We start from the raw sequence: 20951 nt of genomic DNA, 5'->3' as shown, positions 1-20951 counted from the left end.
GAACGCTCACGATAGGGGCCGGAAAGCGCGGTCCGGCGGCGCCGGGCGCGTCTCTATCGTCGCTATCGGCAGGTTCGGACCCTGGAACCTGCCGATGCCGGTTAGAGCAGGTGGCGCAGCCACGGCTCGGCGCTCCAGGTCGGCATCGCCGACAGCGAGACGCGGCGCCCTTCGATATGGACCTCGACAGGGTAGCCCTCGCGCTCGAAGCGGCGCGCGTGGGCGATGGCCGCCGCATCGTCGTCACAAGAGGCGGTGCGCGTGCGGAACCGCTCGCCGAGATGATTGACCAGGGAAAAGGAATAGACGCGCATGCGACCCCGATCGCCGCAGTCGCGGCGCATGATCGGGGGAGGCGTCGAGCCTACCTCCAGGCCCCGGTGGCGGCAAGATGCCGACATTGTGCGTGCCGATTTCAAGGGGCGGCCGGGGGCGCGCCGGCGTCGGTCCGAACTGGAGCCGGCAGGTGGCCCCTGGCCTCGTGGCGGGCGAGCGCGCCCGGGTCGCGCTTGTCGACCGGCTGTCCGCAGCGGGCGCAGATGTGGAAATGGCGGGCGTCGTCGATCGGCTCGTGATCCTGGCGATCGATGTAGTGGAGTTCCCTCGGCATGGGATCGTCCTGAAGCGCGCGGCCTGGGGCGGCCGGAGAGCGATGGCGCCATCATAGCAGAACGCGACGGACGGGGAGGGCCGAGCTGCTGGCCTCGGGCCTAGCCCTGCGGCGGCGCATCAGGACTGGCGCAGGGCCGCCAAGCGCGCCAAGAGAGCCGTTCGCAACCGTTCCCTGAGGTCAGTCTTGCCGTCCGCCGCCCCACGCCCGCGCATCACCGTCTTTTCCCTGGGCGGCACGATCTCCATGGAGGGAGCGGCCGGCTCCGGCGTGGTCCCCAAGCTGGACGCCAATGATCTGCTGGCCGGGATCCCGCAGCTGGCCGCTGTGGCGCAGGTCACCGGCGAGAGCGTCTCGAAGGCGGCGAGCGTCGAGCTGGGCTTCGCCGACGTCGCCGCCCTGGCCGAGCGCATCGCCGCGGCGGTCGCCGGCGGGGCGGACGGGGTGGTCGTCACCCAGGGCACCGACACCCTGGAGGAGACGGCCTATCTGCTTGACCTGCTGCTCGACCTGGACGAGCCGGTGGTGGTGACCGGGGCGATGCGCGACCCGACCAAGCCCGGCGCCGACGGTCCGGCCAACCTGGCCGCCGCAATCCGGGTGGCCGCCAGCCCGGCGGCCCGCGGCCTCGGCGTGGTGGCGGTGATGAACGACGAGGTGCACGCCGCGCGGTTCGTCGCCAAGCGCCACACGCACAAGACCTCGGCCTTCGGCTCTGGGACGATCGGTCCGCTCGGCTGGGTGGTCGAGGATCGGGTGCGGATCGCCTTGCGGCCGGCCCAGCGCGCGCCGACGATCGCCTGGAAGGGGCCGCCGCCGAGGGTGATCCTGCTGCCGATGGTGTTCGGCGGCGATGCGCAGGCGCTGCGCGACCTGACCCGGGAGCCGGTGGCCGGAATGGTGGTCGAGGCGGTGGGCGGCGGCCACGTGCCCTCGGCCATGGTCGAGCCGCTGGCGCAGCTGGCCGCGACCGCGCCGGTGGTGCTCGCCTCGCGCGCCGGCGGCGGGGAGACGCTGGACAAGACCTATGGCTATGCGGGCGGCGAGATCGACCTGCTGGGCCGGGGCCTGATCGGCGCGGGCTTGCTGGACGCGCGCAAGGCGCGGCTGCTGCTCAGCCTGCTGCTGGGGGCCGGCGCGACGCGCGAGGAGATCGCCGCGGCCTTCGTGCGCGCCAGCGCCTAGGGCGTCTGGCGCAGTTCCAGCGCCAGGCCGAGGGCCAGGAAGGCGAGCAGGGCGACCACAAGCGCGGCGCGTCCAAGCCATCCGTGACGCACGCCGATGCGTCCGCGCGCCGAAAGGCGTTCCTTACCCGACATGCTTCCCCCCAGCGCGACTGCGCTGAGAGCAGAGATAGCCGATCTACCGATCCGCGCAATGCTCGCGCATGACGTGTACGTGTTGGGGCGGCCCTGCCGAAGGGCGTCCTGCGTCAGACGATCCGGGTTTCGATGTGGGGGGGGGGGTGTGGTCAACCCCCAGTCCTGTGCTGGACTGGGGGTTGATGGTGCCGCCGGGCAGGATTGAACTGCCGACCTCAGCCTTACCAAACCGCCCACAACCTTTCCGATAGCTCGCGGGCGTGCGAAAAACTACGATAATACATTGACTTAGCTTCGACGGCCTTCGATCCTTTTCGCTGCAGCAAGCGTTCTGGCGCTTACCGGGTGCTTATTAGTTACCTGGCGCCATCTGCAGGTTGTGGTTGAAATCGGAGGCCATGGTCATGGTTCGTTCCAAACTGACGAGAAAGCTGGTCGAGAGCGTGGAATGCGGGCCGCGCATCCGCTTCGTCTGGGACAGCGAGGTGGTGGGGTTCGGCGTCAAGGTCACCCCGGACGGGCATCGCAGTTATGTCCTACAGTACCGCTTCGCCGGCCGCTCGCGCCGCTACAAGATCGGCGTTCATGGATCGCCATGGACGGTCGAGACCGCCCGGGAGCGGGCGCGCGTTCTCTTGGGGCAGGTGGCGAGCGGCAGCGACCCGCAGGATCAAAAAGCCGCCGAGCGCGCCGAACTGACCATCGCTGAGCTCTGCGATCTCTATCTTGAGGTCGGCATGGCCGCTTCCAAGCCCTCTTCGGTCGCCTCGGCGCGGGCCGACATCCGAAACCACATCAAACCGTTGCTTGGAGCCCGGCGAGCTCGCGACGTCGATGCGCCCGATATCGACCAGTTGCTTGTCGATATCGCCGCCGGCAAGACCGCGCGCCGGGCCAAGACCGCCGTCAAGCGCGGGGTGAGCCGGGTGCGAGGCGGCAAGGGCGCTGCGAACTCGGCCGTGACGACGCTGTCTGCGGCCTTCACCTTGGCTGTCCGCCACAAAGTGCGGCCGGACAACCCAGTGCAAGGGGTGCGAAAGTTCCCTGAAAGAAAGCTCGGGCGGTTTCTGGCGCCTGCCGAACTGGCTCGGTTGGGCGAAGCGCTGGCTGCAGCCGAGGCCTTGGGTGTGGAGAGCCCCTATGCGCTCGCCGCCATCCGAGTGCTGGCGCTCACCGGTTGCCGCAGGAACGAGGTGCTGACCGCTCAGCGATCCTATCTCGACGCCCACAACAGTTGCCTTCGTCTTCCCGACAGCAAGACGGGAGCGAAGGTCGTCCACCTTGGCGCCGCCGCCCTGGAGGTGTTGCTGGCGCTGCCCGAGGTCGTCGGAAATCCTTATCTCTTTCCCGGACGCGGCGGCGAAGGCCATCTCGCCGACCTCCAATCCACGTGGAGGCGCATCCGCGCCGCCGCGGGGTTGGGCGACCTGAGAGTGCACGACCTTCGGCACGCGTTCGCGAGCCTTGGCGCGGCCGGTGGAGACAGCCTGCTGGTGATCGGCGCGCTGCTGGGGCATCGGAGCGCGAAGACCACGCAGCGCTATGCGCACCTGTCGGACCATCCGTTGAAGGATGCGGCCTCTAGAATCTCGTCGGAGGCGGCGCGGCTCCTGGGAATTGGTGAGGGGCCCTCGCCGCAGCGACATCGCCGCGCCGAACTCGCGCCGCCGCCGCCCGGAATGGAGTCCGTGCTGGGTGCGGTTGTCGAGACACGCTGGATGGACACCGCCGCAGCGGCGGACTTCCTCGGGCACACGGTCGGCACGCTGCAGACCTACCGCTGGATGGGAACCGGACCCCGGTTCAGACGGGTCGGCCGGCGCATCGTCTATGCGATGGGGGACCTCGACGCCTGGCGCGCGGCGCACCCGACCGCGAAGGCGCCGCCGCCAGCTATCGGAGGAAATGTCGTCTTGCTGAGCGCGCGCAGATCGGCGTCGGCCTAGAGTCACGACGCAGGTCGATCTAACTGATTTATCTCAAGAAAATGTGATGCAAGGTTGCGGGCGTGTGCGCCTTGTTTCCCGCTGTTTCAATGAAACGACCTGAACACGGCGAGGAACTGGCGGCGGGTGGTCCGCTTTCATGAAGGAGCTTTGCGGCGATCTGAGCTTGGCGCCTAGTGATGAGGTTCCAAGCAGCATCGGAGGCCATGATGGACACCCACTTCTCGCCGCTCCCCGAGCGTTTCCTGCGCACACCCGAGGCGGGCAGGCTTCTCGGAGTATCGGGCCGCACGCTCGAAAAACACCGCACCTATGGCACCGGTCCGACCTATCGCAAGATTGGCGGGCGGGTCGTCTATGCCGTGGCGGACCTGCAGGACTGGGCCGAACGCGGACGCCGGGCATCGACCAGCGACGTCACGGCTGAACGCCTGGCGCCTGCGCGGCCGCCAAGCCGGATGCCCGGCGCGCAGCGCTAGCGCCATGTTGGTGCGCGACTTCATGGAAGAGCGCCTCGCGGCGAGGCCGCATGCCGCCGAGCCGCCCGACGTCGCGCTGCCGAAGTCATTGAGGCGAGCAGGGGAACCGGTCCGCACCCAGATCCTTGTGAAGCTTGCAGCCAACCGCCGGTTCGCCCTTGGCGATCGAAGCGGTGCATGGGGACGGCGGCCCATGCACATCGACGCCTCGCAGAGGGGCGTCGTCAAGGCGCTGGTTTCCCGGCGCTTCGGACGTTCTGCAGGCGCGGGCGTGCTGGGCCGCCACGTCGCCTATCTTGGCCGCGCGGGAGCGGGAGAAGACAGCGCGCGGCCGACGTTTTTCAGTCGTGACGAGGACGGCCTCTCCGCAGCGCAGGCGATCAGGGATTGGCGCCAGGACCGCCATCACTTCCGGCTGATCATTTCTCCCGAGCATGGGGACAGGATCGCTGATCTGCCCGACTATGTGAGGGACGTGATGGCGCGGACGGCGAAGGATCTGCATGAACCGCAGCTTGCCTGGATCGCCACCTGCCACTTCGATACCGACCAGCCCCACGCCCATGTGCTGGTGCGCGGCCGGCGGGCGGATGGACTTGACCTCGTCATGCCCCGGGCGGTGATCTCGCACGGCATCCGGATCCACGCCCAGGCTGCGGCCCAGGAGCGTCTCGGCGATCTCAGCCGCCAGGCCGCCGAGCAGCGACTTTGGCGTCAGACCAAGGCCGCTCGGTTTACGCAACTCGATCGCCAGCTGGTGGCCGACGCCGACGAGCATGGGTTGGTCGCCGATGGCGTCGGACGTACCGACGCCTGGTCGGCGCTGAGCCGCGGCAGGCTGCGTCATCTGGAGCAGATCGGGCTCGCCCAGCGCGTCGGGGCCCGATACCGACTGAGCCCCGGCCTCGAAAAACACCTGCGCCAAGCCCAGCTTCGGATGGACGTCATCCGGACCCTCAACCAGCGCCAGCTCGAAATCGGGCGAAGCGTGAGCATTCAGGCGGCGGGCAGGATCGTGGGGGAAGTGGCGCGATCGGGCCATCACGACGAGATCGGCGCGGTCAGCTATGCGATCGTGCGCGATCGCGCGGGCGCAGAGCACTATGCGACGCTTGGCCCTGGAACGCCCCCGCCAGATCGCGGCGCGCAGGTCGTGATGGAAGTCTCGCCCAAAGGGGTGAAGCTGACCGTCCTGGGCGCGGCGCGTGATCTCGGAACGTCGCTATGAGGACGCTGGGTGTCAGAAGTCGAAGCCGAGCTGGCGGGAAGGCGCTTGCGGACGCGAACGGCCTCGGACCGGCTTGGCGCCCGCCGCGGCCGGCGATGGCTGATCGGGCGGGATGAGCCGGAGTCTTTGGCCGTCCACCCTGGCCACGCCTGTCTTGCGCACTGTGCGGGGCGGCAAGTTGGCCGCCCAGGCCTCGATGTCTTCCTCCCTCCAGCCGACGCGCCCGGCCGAAATCTCGACCGGTCGCGGGAAGGCCCCACGGTTCTGCAGCCGCCAGGCGGTCGTCCGGCTGATGCCGACCTTCTCGCGCACAGCGGGCCAGGACAGCAGTCTGCCGCTGACGGGCAGGTGGTCTTCAGGCGGGGGCATGTCGCGCCTCCCCAGGAGCCGCAGATCGAACGGCCATCGACCCATGGCGGGCGGCGTGGGGCGGCGGCGGTGTCATCTTGCACCTGCCGGCGAGCGGCATCCGCTGGCTGTGCGCACGGCGCGACCGGCGCTCAGGGCCAGGTAGCAGTCAACGACGGCCGACACATAGTTTTGCGTCTCGGCGATCTGCGGTACCCGCCCCTGCGCGCTGACCCTCGACGGGCCGGCGTTGTAGGCGGCGAGGGCCAGACGTACGTCGCCGAAACGGCGAAGCTGCTCAGAAAGGTATCGCGCGCCGCCGCTAAGGTTCTGCTCGATGTCGTAGCGGTCCCGCACGCCGAGCTCGGCGGCTGTGGACGGCATCAATTGCGTGAGGCCGGCGGCGCCTGCCGACGAGAGCGCATCGGGGCGGTAAGCGCTCTCCACGACGACCAGCGCGTGAAGCAGCTTCGGATCCAAACCATGAACCGCGGCGGCGGAGACGATCAGATCGTCGAACGGCTGAGCGGCCCGTCGGGGCGCTGGAGGCGCGGGCGCAGGGCTGTCTGCCTGCGCGCCGGCGTCCTGCCTGATGAGGAGGCCGCCGCCGGCGCGCGACCAGTCGGCGGCGAAGGCGGGCCGGGAGGAGGCGATCAGAAGCAGCACGGCGACGAACCTCACCATCGGACGACCAGTGCGAACGTCCCGGCCAGGTCTTCGGCGGAGACCGGCCCGAAGTAGCGGCTGTCGAAGCTGTCAGGGGTGTCGCCGAGCAGGAACACTTCCCCGGCCAGCAGGGGGCGGCAGCCGGCCCAGGTCGGCAGCGCTCGTGCGCCATGGTCTCTTGCCCGGACCGCGACCTGCCTGGACTGCACCTGCACCAGGCCATCGCTTGCGCAGACGATGTCGCCAGGCATGCCGGCGATCCTCTTGAGGAGAAGGATGTCGCCGGGCGCGCCCAGCCCGGCCAGATAGGCGCGCGCGCTGGACGGTTGGGGCAAGGCGACGATGGCGCCGCGCTGCAGGGCGCCGGAGGGCTGGCGCAAATAGAGCCCCCGCGGAAGGCTCGGGCTCTCATTGACGATCGCCAGCTTCAGTCCGGTCTGGCTGGCCAGGCCGAGCGCGCACATCGCCAACGCCGCCAGGGCGGTGCGCCGTGAAGCGATCATGGCGTCCAGGCCTTTAACTGGAGGTCGCGGGTGAGCAGCGCGCGTAGCGGAGCGCCAGCCTCGAGACGAATGGACGGCGAGACCTGCAGCTCGCGATCGATCAGCTTGCCGCCGACACGGGCCGCCTCGATGGCCGCAGCGTCGCCGACGTCCAGCAGAAGGCCGCCGGCTTCGTTGTCGCCGTCCCGCGCAGCCTGGCCGAGCGCGGTGACGGCCCCGGCGAAGAGCGTCGCGATCGAAAGCTGTCCCAGGCGACGATCGACTCGGCCCTCGACGCCGCTCGCGCCCTGCGCATCGACACCAGGCGCGCCGGAAAGCGCGACGGTCTGACCGTCCGGCAACTGAAGCTGCTCCCAGGTGAGGACGACCCGTCGATCTCCGTAGCGCGAGGCGCCTTCGTGACTCCCGACCAGACGCGCGCCTTGCGGGATCAGGAGTCTGCGGCCGCTGGCGCTGTCGAAGACCTCGGCGCTGACGACGGCGACCACGGGCCCTGGCCGGGCGGTGTCGATGGCGCTCAGCAGCCGCGCGGGGATGATCGAGCCGGCCTTTAGCGCGAAAGCTTCTGGCGAGGTCGCCGCCGACGCTTCGGGCGGAGGGCGGCCAGGGCTTGCATGGGGAAGGGTGAAGAGCAGGGCCGCGCGCTCGGCCTCACGGCGATCAGTAGCCGCGATTGATCTCGGCGCCGGCGTGGGCGGAGCGCGAGCGGGCTGCGGCTTGGGTGGCTCGCTCCGCGCATCCGGCGCGCCGCCGAGAACGCGCGGGGCAGGCAGCCGGTCATAGCTCGCCGGCTGGCTGGTCACGATCTCGCTTGGCCGCGCCTGTTGCTGGGCGTTGGGAGGGTCTTCTTCCCGAGCGGCCTGCCGCTGGGCGTCGCGGATCTGCGGAACGACGACGAACGACCAGGTCAGAGCGCCCGCCAGCAGCATGGCGCCGGCCAGGACCAGCGTGATCGCCGCGCTCTTCTTGAGCCGGATAACCGGCGGGCGCAGAACGCGAGCCAGGAGTCCCTGGTCAGGAGCCACGGCTGGAGGCGTCTTGCTCATCGCGAGCCCTCCCGCTGCCGGGCGATGCGGACGACCTGCGCCTTGCCGAGCCGAAGTTCGGCGAGGTCTATGACGCCATCGACCGTGAATAGCCCCCCCCTGCTGGCGGTAGTTGGCAAGGACCGGCTTGCCGTCGTCTCCGATCAGGGTCAGCGCCGGCGCTTCAGCCGAAGGTAGGTTGGCTGGGATCTCTTCCAACGCGGCGGAAAGGCTCTGGCGTTCGCCGAGGCCTGTCGTCATGCGTCGCAACCTCCGGCTGTCGAGCATCCCATCGTTAGCTGAATTTGCGCCAGCGTGCTCCCCGCAATCCTGTGGGGCGCCGCGCCGGCGCCGCATCGCGTGTTTTCGCGGTGGAAACCTTTTGGAAACGGCGGTTGGTTGCGAAAGAAGTTTGCGTATATTCGCCGCAAGCGCGGGGTAGGGTGCGATTTTCTCCTCTGCGGGATTTTCGGGGCCGCCGTCTCTTCCCACCCTGCCATAGAGACGACAACCAGTGGTCGAGGCGGATCGGGGCGGTTCAGGCAGGTCATGGAGAAGGATCGCGATCCATTCGGGCAGGCGATCTGTGCAGTGCGTCAACGCGTGCGGGCAGGTCGATATGTACTGGGCGAGCGCCTGGCGATCACCGAGCTGGCGAACGATCTCGACCTCAGCGCCACGCCTGTCCGCGAGGCCTTGTCGCGGCTCTCCGGCGAAGGCCTGATCGAGGACCGCCGGGGACAGGGCTACTTCGCCTGGCGCCTCGATGTCGTCGACCTGACGGATCTCTATGAGTTGCAGGGCGCCTATCTGGACATTGCGCTGTCGCGCGCAGGCGCCCGTGGGCCCGGTCTCGAACCGAGCGCGGCCGCGAGCGCAGAGGATCTCTTCGCCCACATCGTCCACCAGAGCCACAGCGCTGCGCTGACCAGGGCCAACCGCCTGCTCGCCGACCGGCTCGCCGCGCCTCGGCTCGTCGAGGAGCGTGTGCTCAGCGACGTGGAAGGCGAACTGTCGGCGCTGCTAGGGGTCGTTGAGATCGATGACCTGCGTCAGGAACTGGCGGCCTATCACGAGCGCAGGCTGTCGAGCGGCCGCGCCATCGTCGCGGCGCTGCGGAGCCAGGCCGGGCAGGACGAGAATATAGTCCCGCAATAGTCGAGATATGCTTTGAATCAATTTGAAGGCGAATGCTTCCTGGTCCTGTCGCAAGACCGCGACGAACGCCAGCAAGGAGGCAGCCATGTCTTCGAAGTTCAAGCTCATCACCTTCGGTGACGCCAAGTGCCTGACCCGCGGCATCGTGGGCGCCGACTACGAGCTGGATTACCAGCCGCACCCGTAAGGCGACTTTGCGAGCGCCGCGCTCCCGGGGCGGCGCTCGCTCCTTCGCAATCTCATCACCGCATGACCCATCGCCTCTCGCCCCACGTCCACGCCGCCTGCTGCGGCGAGGACCTGGTTCTCCTTAATCTGAGGCAAGGCTCCTATGCCTGCCTTCCGGGCTGCGCGCCCTACATCGCCCTGAGCGCCGGAACGACGGCGCTCAGGGTCGGCGCCCAGGATCTGGCCGAGGCGCTTGCCGAAGCCGGCGCGATCGAGACGGGTCCGGCCGAGCCGCGTTTCCTCGCCCCGCCGGCGGCGCGCGACCTGGCCGCCTGCCTGCCTGGACGGCGCGCCCGTCCTCTTACGATGGCGCTGGCATGGAGCGACCTTGCCCGCAGCTACTGGCGCGTTCCCTTTGGCGAGATGATCGCGCGATCGCAGCGCCAGGCGAACGGCGCATGTGGGGACGAGGCGCTGATCGGGCGCCTGGCGCACGACTTCGAAAGGATGCTGCCCTGGGTTCCGGCGCAGGGCGTCTGCCTCTTCCGCAGCTGCTTTCTGCTCGCCTTTCTGCGACGCCACGGCGTTTCGGCAAGCTGGGTGTTCGGGGTGCAGACCTACACCTTCGAGGCCCACTGCTGGCTTCAGGCCGGGGACTTGGTGCTCGACGACCATCTCGAACATGTCGCCGGCTTTGAGCCGATCCTGGCGCTCGAGCCATGAGTTACCTGGTCATCGCCTGGCCGGGGGAACGGCCTGTATGGCTCTCCGATCTGGAGCGGGCCGCGCCAGAGGACTGGACGATCGCCCTGCGGGCGGACGGCCTGACGGTGGCGCATGGCGGCCCATGTCCGCCGCCGGTCCGCGCAATCGCAGGCGGCGTGCTGATCGGGGACCTGCACGAGCGCGCGGGCGCCGTCACGCCGATCGCCCGGCGGCCTGCGCGGGAGATGGCCGAACATCTCTGTGCAACCGCCTGGGGCGGCTATGTCGCGGTCGTGGGTAACGGGCCGGGCGGATCCTGGACGGTGCTCCGCTGTCCTTCCGGCGAACTCGACGCGCTGGCCTGGCGATTTGGCGAGGCCCTGCTGATCGCCGACGACCTGCCGGCCTGGTTGGGCCGCTGGCTGCCGCCCGGTCTGGGCGTCGACTGGGGGCGGCTCGGGGCGATCCTCGCCGACCCGGCCATGGCCTCTGGCGAACTGGCCCTGAGCCACGTGCAGGCCATCGCGCCGGGCGAGCTCTGGTCGGTGCGCGACGGGGCGAGGCCCATCTGGCGCCCGGCGCATGTCGCCCGTCGGAGGGAAAGCGGCGGGGGGCAGGCGGAGGAGCGGCTGCGGGCGGTGGTCGACGAGGTCGTCGGCGCGCAGGCAGGCACGCGGACCGTGATCGAACTCTCCGGCGGCCTGGACTCGGCGATCGTCGCCAGCGCGCTCAAGGGCCGCGACGTGGTGGCGGTGAACTACTATTCGCGCGAGCTTGGCGCCGACGAGCGTCCGTTTGCGCGTGAGATCGCCCGTCGGCTTGGGCTCGAGCTCATCGAAATCGAAAAGTCCCCGCCGGCGTTCGACCTCGCCGCGCTGGAGGAGCGGGCGACGGGGGCGCGGCCGGCGCTCAATGCGCTCGATTTCGAGCATGACCGCGATATGGCCCGTTGCTGCCGGGAGCTGGGCGCCGATGTCCTGATGACCGGCCAGGGCGGCGATCATTTGTTCTTCCAGGCGCCCAGCGCGCTGATCGCCGCCGATGCGCTTCCGGGCGCGATTCGTCCGGCGCTGCTCGCGGTGCTCGCCCGACGAACCGGCCGCTCGACCTGGAGCATCCTGCGCGAAGCGCTCGGCGCGCGGCTGGGCGCGCCTGGACTAAAGGCCCGGCCACAGCACCTCTCGCCCGCCGCCTGGGACGGAGCCAGGGCGGCCGGCGTCCATCCCTGGCTCGCCGACGCAGCCGGTCTCCCGCCGGCCAAGGCGCTGCAGGTCGCGTGCCTGGCCGCGGCCTTGTCGCTGAACGGCGCGAGCCGGCGCGGAACGGCGGCCAGGCTGCGCCATCCCTTGCTCAGCCAGCCGCTGATGGAGGCCTGTCTGCCGCTCGACGTCGTGCAGCTGACGGCGGGCGGACACGACCGGGCGCTCGCGCGCGCCGCCTTCGCCGACCGGTTGCCCGCCGGCGTCATCGCGCGTCAGGGCAAGGGCCGGCTCACCAGCCACTATGGGCGCCTGATCGCTTCCGGCCTGGACGAGCTGCGGCCGCTCCTGCTTGAGGGGCGGTTGGCGGCCGAGGGGCTGCTGGATCGGGAGGCGCTCGAGCGAATGCTCACGGTCGAGCAACTGGTCTGGCGAGGCGGTTACGGGGCGATCATGACCAGCGCGGCCCTGGAACTGTGGGTCTGCAGCTGGGAGGCGCGTACGGCGCGCAACACTGGGCCATATTCTTTGCTGGCGCGGCTGCCGCGTGGGCCCGTGAACCACGCCCAAACCAATTGAGCTTTTCTGTCGGATCCGAGCCCGGATCGCAGAGGACGGAGAATGCACCGATCGGGAAAGGCATGGCTCTGACCTGATCGAGAGCTCCCAAACCAGACCGCGCCCCGCCCACGCCCCAAGGCTCGAGCACCGGCGCACTGGGCGTTGACGCCCCCACTCGCGGCTGGGAAATTGAAGCCCAAGCAAGCGGCCGTCGCTCGACCAGAGAAGGACGTCGCCGTACCGGACGGCGACAATAGCTCCCCTGTCGCATCAGCCCATTCGAGGCCTGCGGTTTCGGCGGGGGGACGCGCAAAGGCGGCAAAGCGGCAACAATCAATTGAAAGTCGTTATTTAGCACCGGCTATAAGTCCTGAGGACGGGCGTCGGGCTCTCCCGACATCCGCACGGACTGTCCTATCAAGTAATCAGTTCCCCCCTGCGCGGCCGGGCTCCTCGGAACCTATGGGCGGAGGCGCGACCCCGTGGACCTGCTGGAGAAAAAGCGATCGGGAGTGCAGCGCGCCGGGACGCTGCGCTTCGCCTGAGCGCGCTGCACGACCTTCACTATCGCCGGCGGCTCATCTCACGCGGCCCCGGGCTCGGCTCTCCACTTCCTCAAGCCGGCGCGGCGGCTGATGCGCGCCGCCGAATCGCCAGACCCGTCAGGCCAAAGCCCAGGATCATCAGCGCCCAGCTGCTGGGTTCGGGGACCGCGCTGACGCCCAGCGACTGGCTTGCTCCCACCAACCCGATGTCTTCAGGACCGCCGACAAAGCTTCCTCGAACGTACGACACGCCCTGACCGGCCGGCAGTCGCTCAATAGATTGCCCATAGCCCCAGATCAGATTGGTCGCGCCCGCTGGCCCTGTGGTCACCGCAGCATCGACGAAGCCGGTCGCCGTGAACCAGGTCGAGCCGGCCACCAACCCGTAGTTCGCCAGGAAGGGGTTCCAGGTGGCCGCCTCCCCGGCGGCTGTTCCATACCAACCTGCGCCCAGGGAGACATAAGCGTTTCCGCCGCCCGTCAGGTAGGAATCGAGATCAGTAAGCTGCCCTGCGCTTAGACCTTGGCCAAAGTGAAAGACGGCGTCATAGCCGTCGATGGTGGCGGCATCGAAACTGTTTGAGCTTTGGACGGTCTTGCCCAACGCCGTGAGTTCTGCGGTGAGCAAGCTAAGTTGGCTGCTCGAGACGTTTCCATTGCCCGTCAGCAGAAGATAGTTGGCGCCGCCGAAGGTCGCCGCTAGGTCCTTCACAAAGGCCGTGGTTCCAGCTTGATATGGTGCGGCGAAGGCGTGGTTGCTCAAAGTCCATTCGTCACCCGAGGCGACCAGCACCCCTGCATCGGCCTGCGTGGCGATAGCCTGCGAAGCGACGAAGCTGAACGCGGCCGCCAGCGCCAATCGGCGAAAATTCCTTTCCATAAGTCCCCCTTAGTCACCCGCGGGCCAAGAAGCCGCGCGGCGTGAAACTGCGTGCCATGCGGTCCAAGACCGCAGCGGCGCGCCGCCCAGCTCCTCTTCCCGCGAGGTGACCAGCGGTAATTTCGGCCAAGGACCGGCGGAACCCCCATTTGAGGTAAGTCCGGCGCTATCTGCGAAGGACTTGTTCGCCGCAGAGTTCAGCGACAATCGTGCTGTGGGTGAGATGGACCAGGCGCCCTGCGTCCGGCAGGCGGACGATGCGCGCTCCTGGAAGCTTCTCCTGCCAGAACGGCATTGACGCCGATTGGTCGAAGACGGCGTCCTGGTCGCCGAAGACAAGCGTCCATGCGCGACCATCAGCCAGAGCCGCCGCCTCACTGCCCGCGCCCCTGGCGATGATCTCTGCGAGGAAGCCCCGCATCGACTGCGCGCACTGGCGACAGGCCCGCACGAGAACATCGAGCTCGGCGGGATCCTGGAGCGCAGCGGCGTCGGCCGAACTGCCCCGCACGCTATCAAGCACTAGGCGTGCGATCGCTTCCGAATTGGTTCGCTGGGAGAGCAACCGCGCCATTTTTTCGGCCAGCCAGGGCCTTTCGTAGAAGATAGCTCGGCTTGCGCCCAGGAAGCCGCGACGCGAGCGATCGAGCCGAGCGGGCGGGCCGGGATTTATGAGGAGGCCGCCCCTCACTCTATCTGGCAAACGTCCGGCCGCGCTTACCGCGCCATGCGCCATCCCGATCGCGACAAGCAGCACTTGCTCGCATCCAAGCGCGTCGATGACGGTCTGGAAATCGCGAACGAATGTTTCGATCGGTTCGCCCTGAACGAAGTCGGTGAGGCCAAATCCGGAACGTTCAAAGACGATCGGTCTTAGGCCCTGGGACTTCAGGGCCTCGATAAATCGCGGCGAAAGCTCCCTGCCCATGGCCAGGGTGTGAAGGATGAACACCGGAAAGCCATCGCCCGGTCCGTGATCAGAAACTGCGATCCGTCCTGGCGCCCAGATCCTGGCCAGGAGACGCAATGGCGTCGATTGCTCGGCGCGCGCCAGGCGTATGTCGCAGGCGGTGGCGAGGCCTGTTAGGGCGTCGACCTCTGCGCTCAATCGCGTGAGGTCGAGCGCGCTGGTCGCCCCGCATGTCACGTGGACGTGCTTAAGATCAGTCTTTACGGCATGTTGCGACAACCCCAGCAAGCGCGCCGCCTCTGCGCGGGTCGCACCGGATGCGATGATGCGCGCGAGTTGCGCTTGGCGAAGCGTGAGCCCGAAAAGGTCCGCGAAGACCCGGGTCACCGTGTCAGGCTCACGCAGATCGCCGCCCGCCAGCCTTAGGACAAGACGTACGAGTTCCGTTTGCCGCTTGGCGCCAACGCGCTGAATGGCGTCGCCGATCGTGGTGCGTGCGGTTTCATAGCTGATGCCGACGACCCGCGCGGCCGAGCGCAGATCGCCTTTCAGAACCAACGCGGTGACGAGGCGCGATTGCGCAGGGGTAAGACCAAGCGCGGAGGAAGCTCGGGCCCACCCAAGGCCGTCAGGGCAGAAGGCCAGGACCGCATGGGTTGCACGGCCTGCATCCAGCTCCGTCCGCACGTCGCGCGAAAGCGGCCAGCTGCGCGCCGCCGCCTTCCCAGCCGAGGTTACCGCGACGGGGCGTCCGGTTCGGCTCTGAAGAAGCAAGCTGAGCTGCGCGCTGCCATCGACGCGAATGTCGATGCTGGGGGCGACATCCTCCCCCTCTATCAGCCACGCTCTGAACGCGTCATCCGCCACAAGGACCGCGCCGCTGGGCAGGCAGGCCGCAGAAGCGAAGGAGCCGCCAATCAGGTCAGCCGTGGTTCCCTGAACCGCGTCCGCCGCTTGCTCGATCGCCGCCGAAAACTCGCTGGTGCGGATGGTGACCGCCTCGAGATACCCAGCAGAATCATCCGCCAGCAGTGACAGAGGGGACGAATCGCCACCGGCGGCGTTGAAGCGCGCGAGAAAACGATCCGCCAGGCTCGCTTGCCCATCGTCGTCGGCGTTCATGGCGCCGCAGAAACCGGCGATCGACGGCGGTTAAGATAGCCTTCCCCCGCCAGTGGTCGGTCGATGCAAGGTCGCACACCCATCGAACGCCACAGGGGGGCGGTGCAAGTACGCTGATCGCAGGCAACGCCTAGCGGGCGTTCGGCGGGGATCGTCAGCAAGCTGAACCCGACGATGCCTTGAAAACGGGTAGGGCCGCCACGCAATGTCCTCAAGTGTCCCTTGCTGCGCAATATTGATCCGATCCTATGCGCGCAGTTCTAACAAATATTTGCTCTGAACCGACAAACTCCAAACTATACTAGACCCTGGCGGCATGGGCGTGAGGCCGCCCCAAGCCGCCCGCGAGGAGTTTGCAGGTTCTGAGCATGTAGATATCGCTCGCTTCAAAGAAGAGACAGCATGACAACAGCCAATCAGGGGAGCATAGCGCTAGGCGAGAGGCGCCATCGCAGGCGCTTGGCGCGTCATCGGCGTGGATGATCCTGAGCGTCACGATGCCGACTTCGAACATGACGCTCCGGCGCCACGAGCCGTCGCCGCCTGAGGACTTCGCAGTTCCGATGGCGCCCCTGGCTTCCGCGGGGCCGTCGAGGCCTGAGGCTTAGCCAGCAGGGTTTCTGCGCAGCACTGCGGGCGACGGCTGAGGCAAGATTTCGATCCCTCGAAAAGGCCCGGTCATCGGGTGCGACGGACTTGCCGCCCATGCTCGCAATTTCGCGGCGTCGTTCAGGAGATAGCAGGGCGAACCCCCGGGGCTTGCGCTCCCGTGCACCGGGCGTCGAGTTCTTGCTGGCCTCCTTGCGGCCAGCGGCGGTCGGCGCGAAGCCTTCGCCGCCCAATCCCTGTCCGTAGGATTGCGCCAGGCCCCGTGCGACCAGCGCGCGAAAGTCATCGCGCCTGTCCGGCGTCGGGACCAGGGCGCAGCCAAGCTCGATCTGTGAGACCTCAGCCAGAGCGGTCTGCTGAGAGGCGGTGAGTTTGTCGTTAGTCAAAGGCGATCTCGTGCAGGGCTATAGCGAGTTCTTCGAGCTCTTCGTCTGACATTGCCTGAAGGGTAGAGCGACATCGTCCCGCCATGCGCTACCCGCCAGTTGTGAGCTTGGCGAAGTCCAGCGCATGCCGCCCCGCCAACGGGAGGCGGGCGCCCGTTTCTAGGTCCGGGCAGGCACGTTTGTTTCACCTGCGTTCGCCGCTCGAAGCCATGACATCTTCTACGCGCCGTCTCATCGACGCGAGTTGATCTGGGGAGTGTCCGGTCCAGCCGACAACCTCCGCCAGGACACGCAGCGGTGATTGCGTACGGAATGACATCGAGGGGTTGCCTACGAATCGCTGGTTGGTGAGGTCTGGATCATCTTCAACCGGGCCGGTGGGCTCGACGACATAGATTCGACCTGGACTATCGCCGAATGCGAGCTCAGCACCCCAGATCGCCGCGTCTAGTGTTGCGGTCATGTAGACGTGGGTGGAAGGCCGGCCGTCAAAATTCGAGCGGTATCCCGGCTCAAGAATCTGGCCGACCGCGACGTCGGCCTTGGTGCCGTGAAAGTAGGCCTGCGCGAACGGTGTTGCATTTTTGGACAAGCGTTGACCCTCCCGTTGAGGGTCCCGAAGTCTGGGCATATTCCGTGGCGAGACAACACTTGAACGAAAGAACTTCTCTCCCAAATCGGAAAGGGCGGTCGGCGATGTGGAAGGTGATTTCTAAACCACCAGCTCCGGCCGGCCGAACTTGAGCGCCACGGCGACGGGGTGCGCCCCCACCTGATCCACCGCGTCGGCTAGCTCTTGCTCTGAACAGTCCAGCTTTTCAGTGATCTCCCTGACCTTGTCAGGGTTGGCGAGGTCGATGGGCTCGTGCCGGTCGAAGGTCTTCGGCTCGTCGGGTCGCATGGCGATCTCCGGGCAATTCCCAGCTGGTTAGTAGCGCATCGCGCGCCAGGGCGTTCCCTCAGTGTCGGGATGGAACGGCGCCGGCCGGCGTCTCGTCCATGCCAGGGAGGGGCAAATGCTCGCGAACCTTGTGGTGAAAGACCTGACCGACGTCGCGCTTGTCGACGGCCTGACCGCAGGTCTGGCAGCGGTGGAAGTGGCGGGCCTCGTCGATCGGTTCACCGTCCTTCCGGCCGATGTAATAAAAGTCGCTGGGCTTGATCATAGAACCGCTGGCCTCCTGGCCGACTCGACTCCTGGTAGACCCAGGAGGTTCCATTGGCGTGCGAGGCCAGGGCCGAAGCCGGCCATACGTGGCCCCCACCATGCCGCGCGTCTTCCTGCCGTTCGAGCCGGTGAGATCGCCGAATGGACGACAGCGGCAAGCTACGGCATGCGTCGTTCAAAGGCCTGCGCGAGGATAAGCGGCCCCAGGAGGTCACGCGAGAGCGCGCAGACGCGCAATCGTGATCGGCCTGGCGGAGCATACTCGACAATGAGACGTTGCATTTATAGAGAGCCCGCCATCCTGGCGGCGCGCTGACCCCGTTTCAGCGACAGTTCGACAAACTTTGGTTCGCTGTGGGCCAACTAGGCATCCGCGGCTATGAACCTGGCGAACTACCGCATCCTCGTCGCCGAGGACGACTACCTGTTGTCTGAAGATATGGCGGAGGCGTTGCGGGAAGCAGACAGTCGCGTCGTAGGGCCTGTCAGCACGGCCGCTGAAGCGATGCAGCTCTTGGACGGCGGCCATCTCGATGGCGCGGTGCTGGACGTCGGCTTGCGAGACGGTAGCGTCAGCCAAGTCGTAGCCATTCTTCGGCGTCGGATGATCCCCTACGTGATTGTATCCGGCTATGACCACGATCTGTTTCCCGACTTAGCTCCGCGCGGTGCGTTCTTTGAGAAGCCTGCTGCAGCAGAGGCGGTCCTTAGCCAGCTGGCGGTGCAGATCATGACGACGCGGCGTCAAACCGCGCTCGCAGGCGCCACAACCGAACGTCGACAGGCCCGGCGAGTTTGAACCCTGCTGGGACCCCCCACCCGGTGATCCCCGAAAGAGCCCCGCTCCTAAGCGAGCCCCCACAGCCGGAACGGGGACCTTCGTCCGACCTGCGCAGTCGCTAGCTCAGCCGATTGACGCTCGACACTCAGTGCCATCACCTTCGCCGCATGACTGAGACAGAAAAGCGCCTGGCCGCTGTCGAGCTCGCCCTGGTCGAATTGGCGGCCTGGATAGACCCGGAGGCCGTGCGCGACGCCATGAGGTCGATCACAGCCGGCCTGAAGGTCGAGGTCAGTGCGGAAGAGGCCGAAATCCGCTTGCAGGCGATCGAGCTGCTGAAGGATGGGCTTCAGCGCTTCGATCAGGCCGCGGCCGGCGCAGTTGTGAGGGCGAACTAGGTGCTTCCAAAATTTGCGCGCGACTATCACGAGCGTGTGGTTCGGCGTTTCGATGTGGCTGTCAGGGAGCGAGACTATCTGTGCGTGCAGAAGGCCCTTGGTCCCTGGGGGCTATGGTCCATAGCGGGCATCGCCGTCGCGTTGTCGGTCGTGCGCGGTGAGTTGCCAAGGACTGCGATCGGCTTGGCCGGGTTGGGCGTCATCTTCAGCGCCACGACGTACCTGATTGTCGTCTACCTTCGTGTCACTGCACGGGTGAGGGCGGAGGAACGCGGGGGGTAGCCGATCCAGAAGCCGCACTTCATTCGGAAACAGCCAACTCCCTACGCCTTGGCGCGGGTCATCGTAGATTTCCATATCATCGAGCAGCACATGGCGGGCCACCGCGAAACGGCTTTTGGTCAGCCGTTGATGGGTCAGCACCAGCAACGCGAGATAGAGCCAACGACGGTCTGGTTCGACCCAAGCAAGCGGGTTGACGGGCAGCTTCGCCATGGGATCAGGTTGCCCCGCGAAAGGTCCGGAATCCACCCATCTCGGCCATTTCGTCGGTCCGCTTACGGCTAGATCGTCACCTCGACCTTGCCGATCTCGTGACACCGACTGCAGCGCATGCGCCGGCGGATGTCGAACGGCGTCGCGTCGGGGCCAAACACCTTGATCGCGTCGGACTGTCTGAAGTCCGCCTTGTGGCCGCACGCGCAGGTGATCTTCAGCCGGTTTTGGTAACGCATCTCCGAAATCAGCGTCTCGTACTTGCTCATGTCCCTGGCTCCGGCGGGCGGGGCCCTCTGGCGGCGGTCATAGCGGTCGGCTCGATCTCCTCGGGCTTGATGTAGGGGCCCTGACCGCTGGACTGCGGCCCGCTGGCGGGACGCCGCGGCCGGGGGCCGTTGCCGAGGAAGTCGTAGCCCGATGAGCCGGGCGGCTTGGCCTTGAAGAACAGCCGGCCCTGACAGACGCCCATGTCCAGCACGCGCTGGCAGGCGCCGGTCTTATCCCAGAGCACGAGGCCGGGACCGCGCAGGCGGATCATCGCGTCGAGGTTCTCCTGACGCTGGACGCCGCAGGTCTCGCAGACCGAGCGCAGGCGCCAGTTGTACTTCCACATGTCAGAGATCGTGTGGGCCTTGCTCCGGTACTCGGAGATGTGGACGCGGTCAGTGTTGCGGGCGCCCATGGTCGGCCTCTTGGCCGGCTGCCGGCAGCGTTGGGCGATTTCCCGCGAGGACGAACCCCGGATCATGACGATGATCGATCCAGGCGCCCTGGTGGCCGCAGCGTTCAAATCGGGCGTTGCTCGCGAGGGTCGCCATGGTCATCGACGGGTCGTAGCGCTCCAGGTCGGCCCACTCGATGAGTGCGCCGGACCGCCCGCCATGACCGCAGGTGGCGCAGGTCAGCAGGATGCACCAGCCCCGCTCACGGCAGAGCCCAACGGTCTGCGATTGCAGGCTTTCTGCGTAGTAGTCCGGCCACTTCCATTCCATGCAATGGACGTGAACAGAACGAGAACGCAAGAGTCAAGCAACCTTGCCTTCACGGACGCGACGGAGAGTTGCGCCGCGCTTTGGAAATCGGCGCATGATATTGAAATGGCGTGAAATCAGCTTTCGATGGCGGAGCTCTGGGGAGGGCGTCGTGAGTCGGACCATCAATCGCGCATGGGCGCTCGCCATCGGTTTCGGCTTGTGGGCCGCCATGGCGCAAGCCCATCCGGGTGGGCTCGACGGCCAGGGATGCCATCATGACCGAAAGCGGGGCGGCTATCATTGTCACCGCGCGCCGCAGCGCGCGACTCCGGCGAAGGCGCCTCAAACGCTGAGCGGCCGCGGCGCCTTCGCCAACTGCACGCAGGCGCGGGCGGCGGGCGCTGCGCCCCTTTATCGCGGCGAGCCCGGATATGGCCGCCATCTTGATCGAGACAATGACGGCGTCGCCTGCGAGCCCTACCGCAAGCGGTAGCTGCGCCTTCCGCGAAGATGAGAATCGCCGCGCTATCTCCGACCGAGGATGACCGCCCACGACGTCGGCAAGGAGCGCGCGCAGTCCTTTGCGGCCGGCCGTCGTCACACCGCTGACGCCGGCGTCCTGATAGGTGCGCACAACTTGGAAGCCGTGCCGTTCTGCATAGGCGGCGACCTGGGCGGACTGGCCGGCCAGCGAATAGCGTTGCTGGTCGCTGGAGACGCGCAGATACTGCGCGGCGCGCCGTGAGAGGGCGCCCGCCACGG

27 protein-coding genes and 1 pseudogene are annotated in these 20951 nt (G+C 67.4%); 10 read left to right on the top strand and 18 right to left on the bottom strand.

What is annotated here, in order from left to right; all coding sequences use genetic code 11:
• Positions 1 to 101 precede the first annotated feature (101 nt).
• A complete protein-coding gene (locus tag O4N75_RS15490) occupies positions 102 to 314 on the bottom strand; it encodes a hypothetical protein (RefSeq protein WP_269626375.1) in 213 nt (70 codons plus the stop codon).
• Positions 315 to 415: 101 nt separating this feature from the next.
• Complete coding sequence (locus tag O4N75_RS15485; protein WP_269626374.1) at positions 416 to 610, bottom strand: hypothetical protein; 195 nt, start codon at positions 608 to 610, stop codon at positions 416 to 418.
• 186 nt (positions 611 to 796) lie between these two features.
• Here O4N75_RS15485 and O4N75_RS15480 point away from each other — a divergent pair, with 186 nt between their 5' ends.
• Positions 797 to 1795: an asparaginase gene (locus O4N75_RS15480; protein WP_269626373.1), complete on the top strand. Its 999-nt coding sequence runs from the start codon at positions 797 to 799 to the stop codon at positions 1793 to 1795.
• On the opposite strand, the gene O4N75_RS15475 is transcribed toward O4N75_RS15480, so the two are convergent.
• The gene (locus O4N75_RS15475) at positions 1792 to 1929 is read right to left on the bottom strand and encodes a hypothetical protein (RefSeq protein ID WP_269626372.1); all 138 of its coding nucleotides are present in this window, start codon (positions 1927 to 1929) and stop codon (positions 1792 to 1794) included. The genes O4N75_RS15480 and O4N75_RS15475 overlap by 4 nt on opposite strands.
• Positions 1930 to 2336: 407 nt before the next feature.
• On the opposite strand from O4N75_RS15475, the gene O4N75_RS15470 reads away from it, so the two are divergent.
• From O4N75_RS15470 to O4N75_RS15460, 3 genes are all read left to right on the top strand, one after another.
• A complete protein-coding gene (locus tag O4N75_RS15470; RefSeq protein ID WP_269626371.1) occupies positions 2337 to 3878 on the top strand; it encodes a tyrosine-type recombinase/integrase in 1542 nt (513 codons plus the stop codon).
• Positions 3879 to 4084: 206 nt separating this feature from the next.
• Positions 4085 to 4357, top strand: a complete 273-nt coding sequence (locus O4N75_RS15465; RefSeq protein WP_348649504.1) for a helix-turn-helix domain-containing protein — start codon at positions 4085 to 4087, stop codon at positions 4355 to 4357.
• Between the two features lie 4 nt (positions 4358 to 4361).
• Positions 4362 to 5585, top strand: coding sequence for a DUF3363 domain-containing protein (locus O4N75_RS15460; RefSeq protein WP_269626369.1), 1224 nt, complete (start codon positions 4362 to 4364; stop codon positions 5583 to 5585).
• 12 nt (positions 5586 to 5597) lie between these two features.
• Here O4N75_RS15460 and O4N75_RS15455 read toward each other — a convergent pair whose 3' ends face one another.
• From O4N75_RS15455 to O4N75_RS15440, 4 genes are all read right to left on the bottom strand, one after another.
• Positions 5598 to 5954, bottom strand: coding sequence for an AlpA family phage regulatory protein (locus O4N75_RS15455; protein ID WP_269626368.1), 357 nt, complete (start codon positions 5952 to 5954; stop codon positions 5598 to 5600).
• Between the two features lie 72 nt (positions 5955 to 6026).
• On the bottom strand, positions 6027 to 6599 hold the full coding sequence (locus tag O4N75_RS15450) for a lytic transglycosylase domain-containing protein (RefSeq protein ID WP_269626367.1): 573 nt from the start codon (positions 6597 to 6599) through the stop codon (positions 6027 to 6029).
• An 11-nt stretch (positions 6600 to 6610) separates the two neighbouring features.
• Positions 6611 to 7102 (bottom strand): S26 family signal peptidase, encoded by a 492-nt coding sequence (locus O4N75_RS15445; RefSeq protein WP_269626366.1) that lies wholly within the window; start codon positions 7100 to 7102, stop codon positions 6611 to 6613.
• Positions 7099 to 8388 (bottom strand): TrbI/VirB10 family protein, encoded by a 1290-nt coding sequence (locus tag O4N75_RS15440; protein WP_269626365.1) that lies wholly within the window; start codon positions 8386 to 8388, stop codon positions 7099 to 7101. The genes O4N75_RS15445 and O4N75_RS15440 overlap by 4 nt, the downstream gene beginning before the upstream one ends.
• Before the next feature lie 288 nt (positions 8389 to 8676).
• On the opposite strand from O4N75_RS15440, the gene O4N75_RS15435 reads away from it, so the two are divergent.
• The 3 genes from O4N75_RS15435 to O4N75_RS15425 all read left to right on the top strand — a co-directional run bounded on the left by O4N75_RS15435 (position 8677) and on the right by O4N75_RS15425 (position 11936).
• Positions 8677 to 9285 (top strand): GntR family transcriptional regulator, encoded by a 609-nt coding sequence (locus O4N75_RS15435; RefSeq protein WP_269626364.1) that lies wholly within the window; start codon positions 8677 to 8679, stop codon positions 9283 to 9285.
• Between the two features lie 249 nt (positions 9286 to 9534).
• On the top strand, positions 9535 to 10176 hold the full coding sequence (locus O4N75_RS15430) for a lasso peptide biosynthesis B2 protein (protein ID WP_269626363.1): 642 nt from the start codon (positions 9535 to 9537) through the stop codon (positions 10174 to 10176).
• Complete coding sequence (locus O4N75_RS15425) at positions 10173 to 11936, top strand: asparagine synthase C-terminal domain-containing protein (protein WP_269626362.1); 1764 nt, start codon at positions 10173 to 10175, stop codon at positions 11934 to 11936. The genes O4N75_RS15430 and O4N75_RS15425 overlap by 4 nt, the downstream gene beginning before the upstream one ends.
• A 597-nt stretch (positions 11937 to 12533) precedes the next feature.
• On the opposite strand, the gene O4N75_RS15420 is transcribed toward O4N75_RS15425, so the two are convergent.
• The 6 genes from O4N75_RS15420 to O4N75_RS15395 form a co-directional block, all read right to left on the bottom strand.
• Positions 12534 to 13343: a PEPxxWA-CTERM sorting domain-containing protein gene (locus O4N75_RS15420; protein WP_269626361.1), complete on the bottom strand. Its 810-nt coding sequence runs from the start codon at positions 13341 to 13343 to the stop codon at positions 12534 to 12536.
• A 166-nt stretch (positions 13344 to 13509) separates the two neighbouring features.
• Complete coding sequence (locus tag O4N75_RS15415) at positions 13510 to 15375, bottom strand: alpha/beta hydrolase (protein WP_269626360.1); 1866 nt, start codon at positions 15373 to 15375, stop codon at positions 13510 to 13512.
• 467 nt (positions 15376 to 15842) lie between these two features.
• Positions 15843 to 16217 carry a KGG domain-containing protein gene (locus O4N75_RS15410; protein ID WP_269629380.1) on the bottom strand — a complete coding sequence of 125 codons (375 nt, stop codon included), beginning with the start codon at positions 16215 to 16217 and terminating at the stop codon, positions 15843 to 15845.
• Positions 16218 to 16554: 337 nt separating this feature from the next.
• Positions 16555 to 16962: an NAD(+)--rifampin ADP-ribosyltransferase gene (arr, locus tag O4N75_RS15405; RefSeq protein ID WP_269626359.1), complete on the bottom strand. Its 408-nt coding sequence runs from the start codon at positions 16960 to 16962 to the stop codon at positions 16555 to 16557.
• A 120-nt stretch (positions 16963 to 17082) separates the two neighbouring features.
• On the bottom strand, positions 17083 to 17271 hold the full coding sequence (locus tag O4N75_RS15400) for a DUF3606 domain-containing protein (protein WP_269626358.1): 189 nt from the start codon (positions 17269 to 17271) through the stop codon (positions 17083 to 17085).
• 58 nt (positions 17272 to 17329) lie between these two features.
• On the bottom strand, positions 17330 to 17536 hold the full coding sequence (locus O4N75_RS15395; RefSeq protein WP_269626357.1) for a hypothetical protein: 207 nt from the start codon (positions 17534 to 17536) through the stop codon (positions 17330 to 17332).
• Positions 17537 to 17917: 381 nt separating this feature from the next.
• On the opposite strand from O4N75_RS15395, the gene O4N75_RS15390 reads away from it, so the two are divergent.
• Together O4N75_RS15390 and O4N75_RS15385 are read left to right on the top strand one after the other, a co-directional pair.
• A complete protein-coding gene (locus O4N75_RS15390) occupies positions 17918 to 18337 on the top strand; it encodes a hypothetical protein (protein ID WP_269626356.1) in 420 nt (139 codons plus the stop codon).
• 113 nt (positions 18338 to 18450) lie between these two features.
• Positions 18451 to 18717, top strand: a complete 267-nt coding sequence (locus tag O4N75_RS15385; protein ID WP_269626355.1) for a hypothetical protein — start codon at positions 18451 to 18453, stop codon at positions 18715 to 18717.
• Positions 18718 to 18828: 111 nt separating this feature from the next.
• Here O4N75_RS15385 and O4N75_RS15380 read toward each other — a convergent pair whose 3' ends face one another.
• From O4N75_RS15380 to O4N75_RS15365, 4 genes are all read right to left on the bottom strand, one after another.
• On the bottom strand, positions 18829 to 19212 hold the full coding sequence (locus O4N75_RS15380) for a hypothetical protein (RefSeq protein WP_269626354.1): 384 nt from the start codon (positions 19210 to 19212) through the stop codon (positions 18829 to 18831).
• Positions 19213 to 19280: 68 nt separating this feature from the next.
• A complete protein-coding gene (locus O4N75_RS15375; RefSeq protein WP_269626353.1) occupies positions 19281 to 19481 on the bottom strand; it encodes a hypothetical protein in 201 nt (66 codons plus the stop codon).
• Positions 19478 to 19897 carry a hypothetical protein gene (locus O4N75_RS15370; RefSeq protein ID WP_269626352.1) on the bottom strand — a complete coding sequence of 140 codons (420 nt, stop codon included), beginning with the start codon at positions 19895 to 19897 and terminating at the stop codon, positions 19478 to 19480. Before O4N75_RS15370 ends, O4N75_RS15375 begins: the two co-directional genes overlap by 4 nt.
• Positions 19878 to 20207 (bottom strand): hypothetical protein, encoded by a 330-nt coding sequence (locus tag O4N75_RS15365; protein ID WP_269626351.1) that lies wholly within the window; start codon positions 20205 to 20207, stop codon positions 19878 to 19880. The genes O4N75_RS15370 and O4N75_RS15365 overlap by 20 nt, the downstream gene beginning before the upstream one ends.
• Before the next feature lie 94 nt (positions 20208 to 20301).
• On the opposite strand from O4N75_RS15365, the gene O4N75_RS21305 reads away from it, so the two are divergent.
• Entirely contained in the window at positions 20302 to 20682 is a 381-nt protein-coding gene (locus tag O4N75_RS21305; protein ID WP_348649548.1) for an excalibur calcium-binding domain-containing protein, read from the top strand.
• Positions 20683 to 20748: 66 nt separating this feature from the next.
• On the opposite strand, the pseudogene O4N75_RS21300 reads toward O4N75_RS21305, so the two are convergent.
• A pseudogene (locus tag O4N75_RS21300) lies at positions 20749 to 20949 on the bottom strand (recombinase family protein); the annotation flags it as partial.
• Positions 20950 to 20951 lie beyond the last annotated feature (2 nt).

The sequence above is a fragment of the Phenylobacterium sp. NIBR 498073 genome, from assembly GCF_027286305.1.
Classification (GTDB): domain Bacteria; phylum Pseudomonadota; class Alphaproteobacteria; order Caulobacterales; family Caulobacteraceae; genus Phenylobacterium.
The sequence above is the reverse complement of the archived record's forward strand: the minus strand, read 5'-3'. Positions and strand labels throughout refer to the sequence as shown.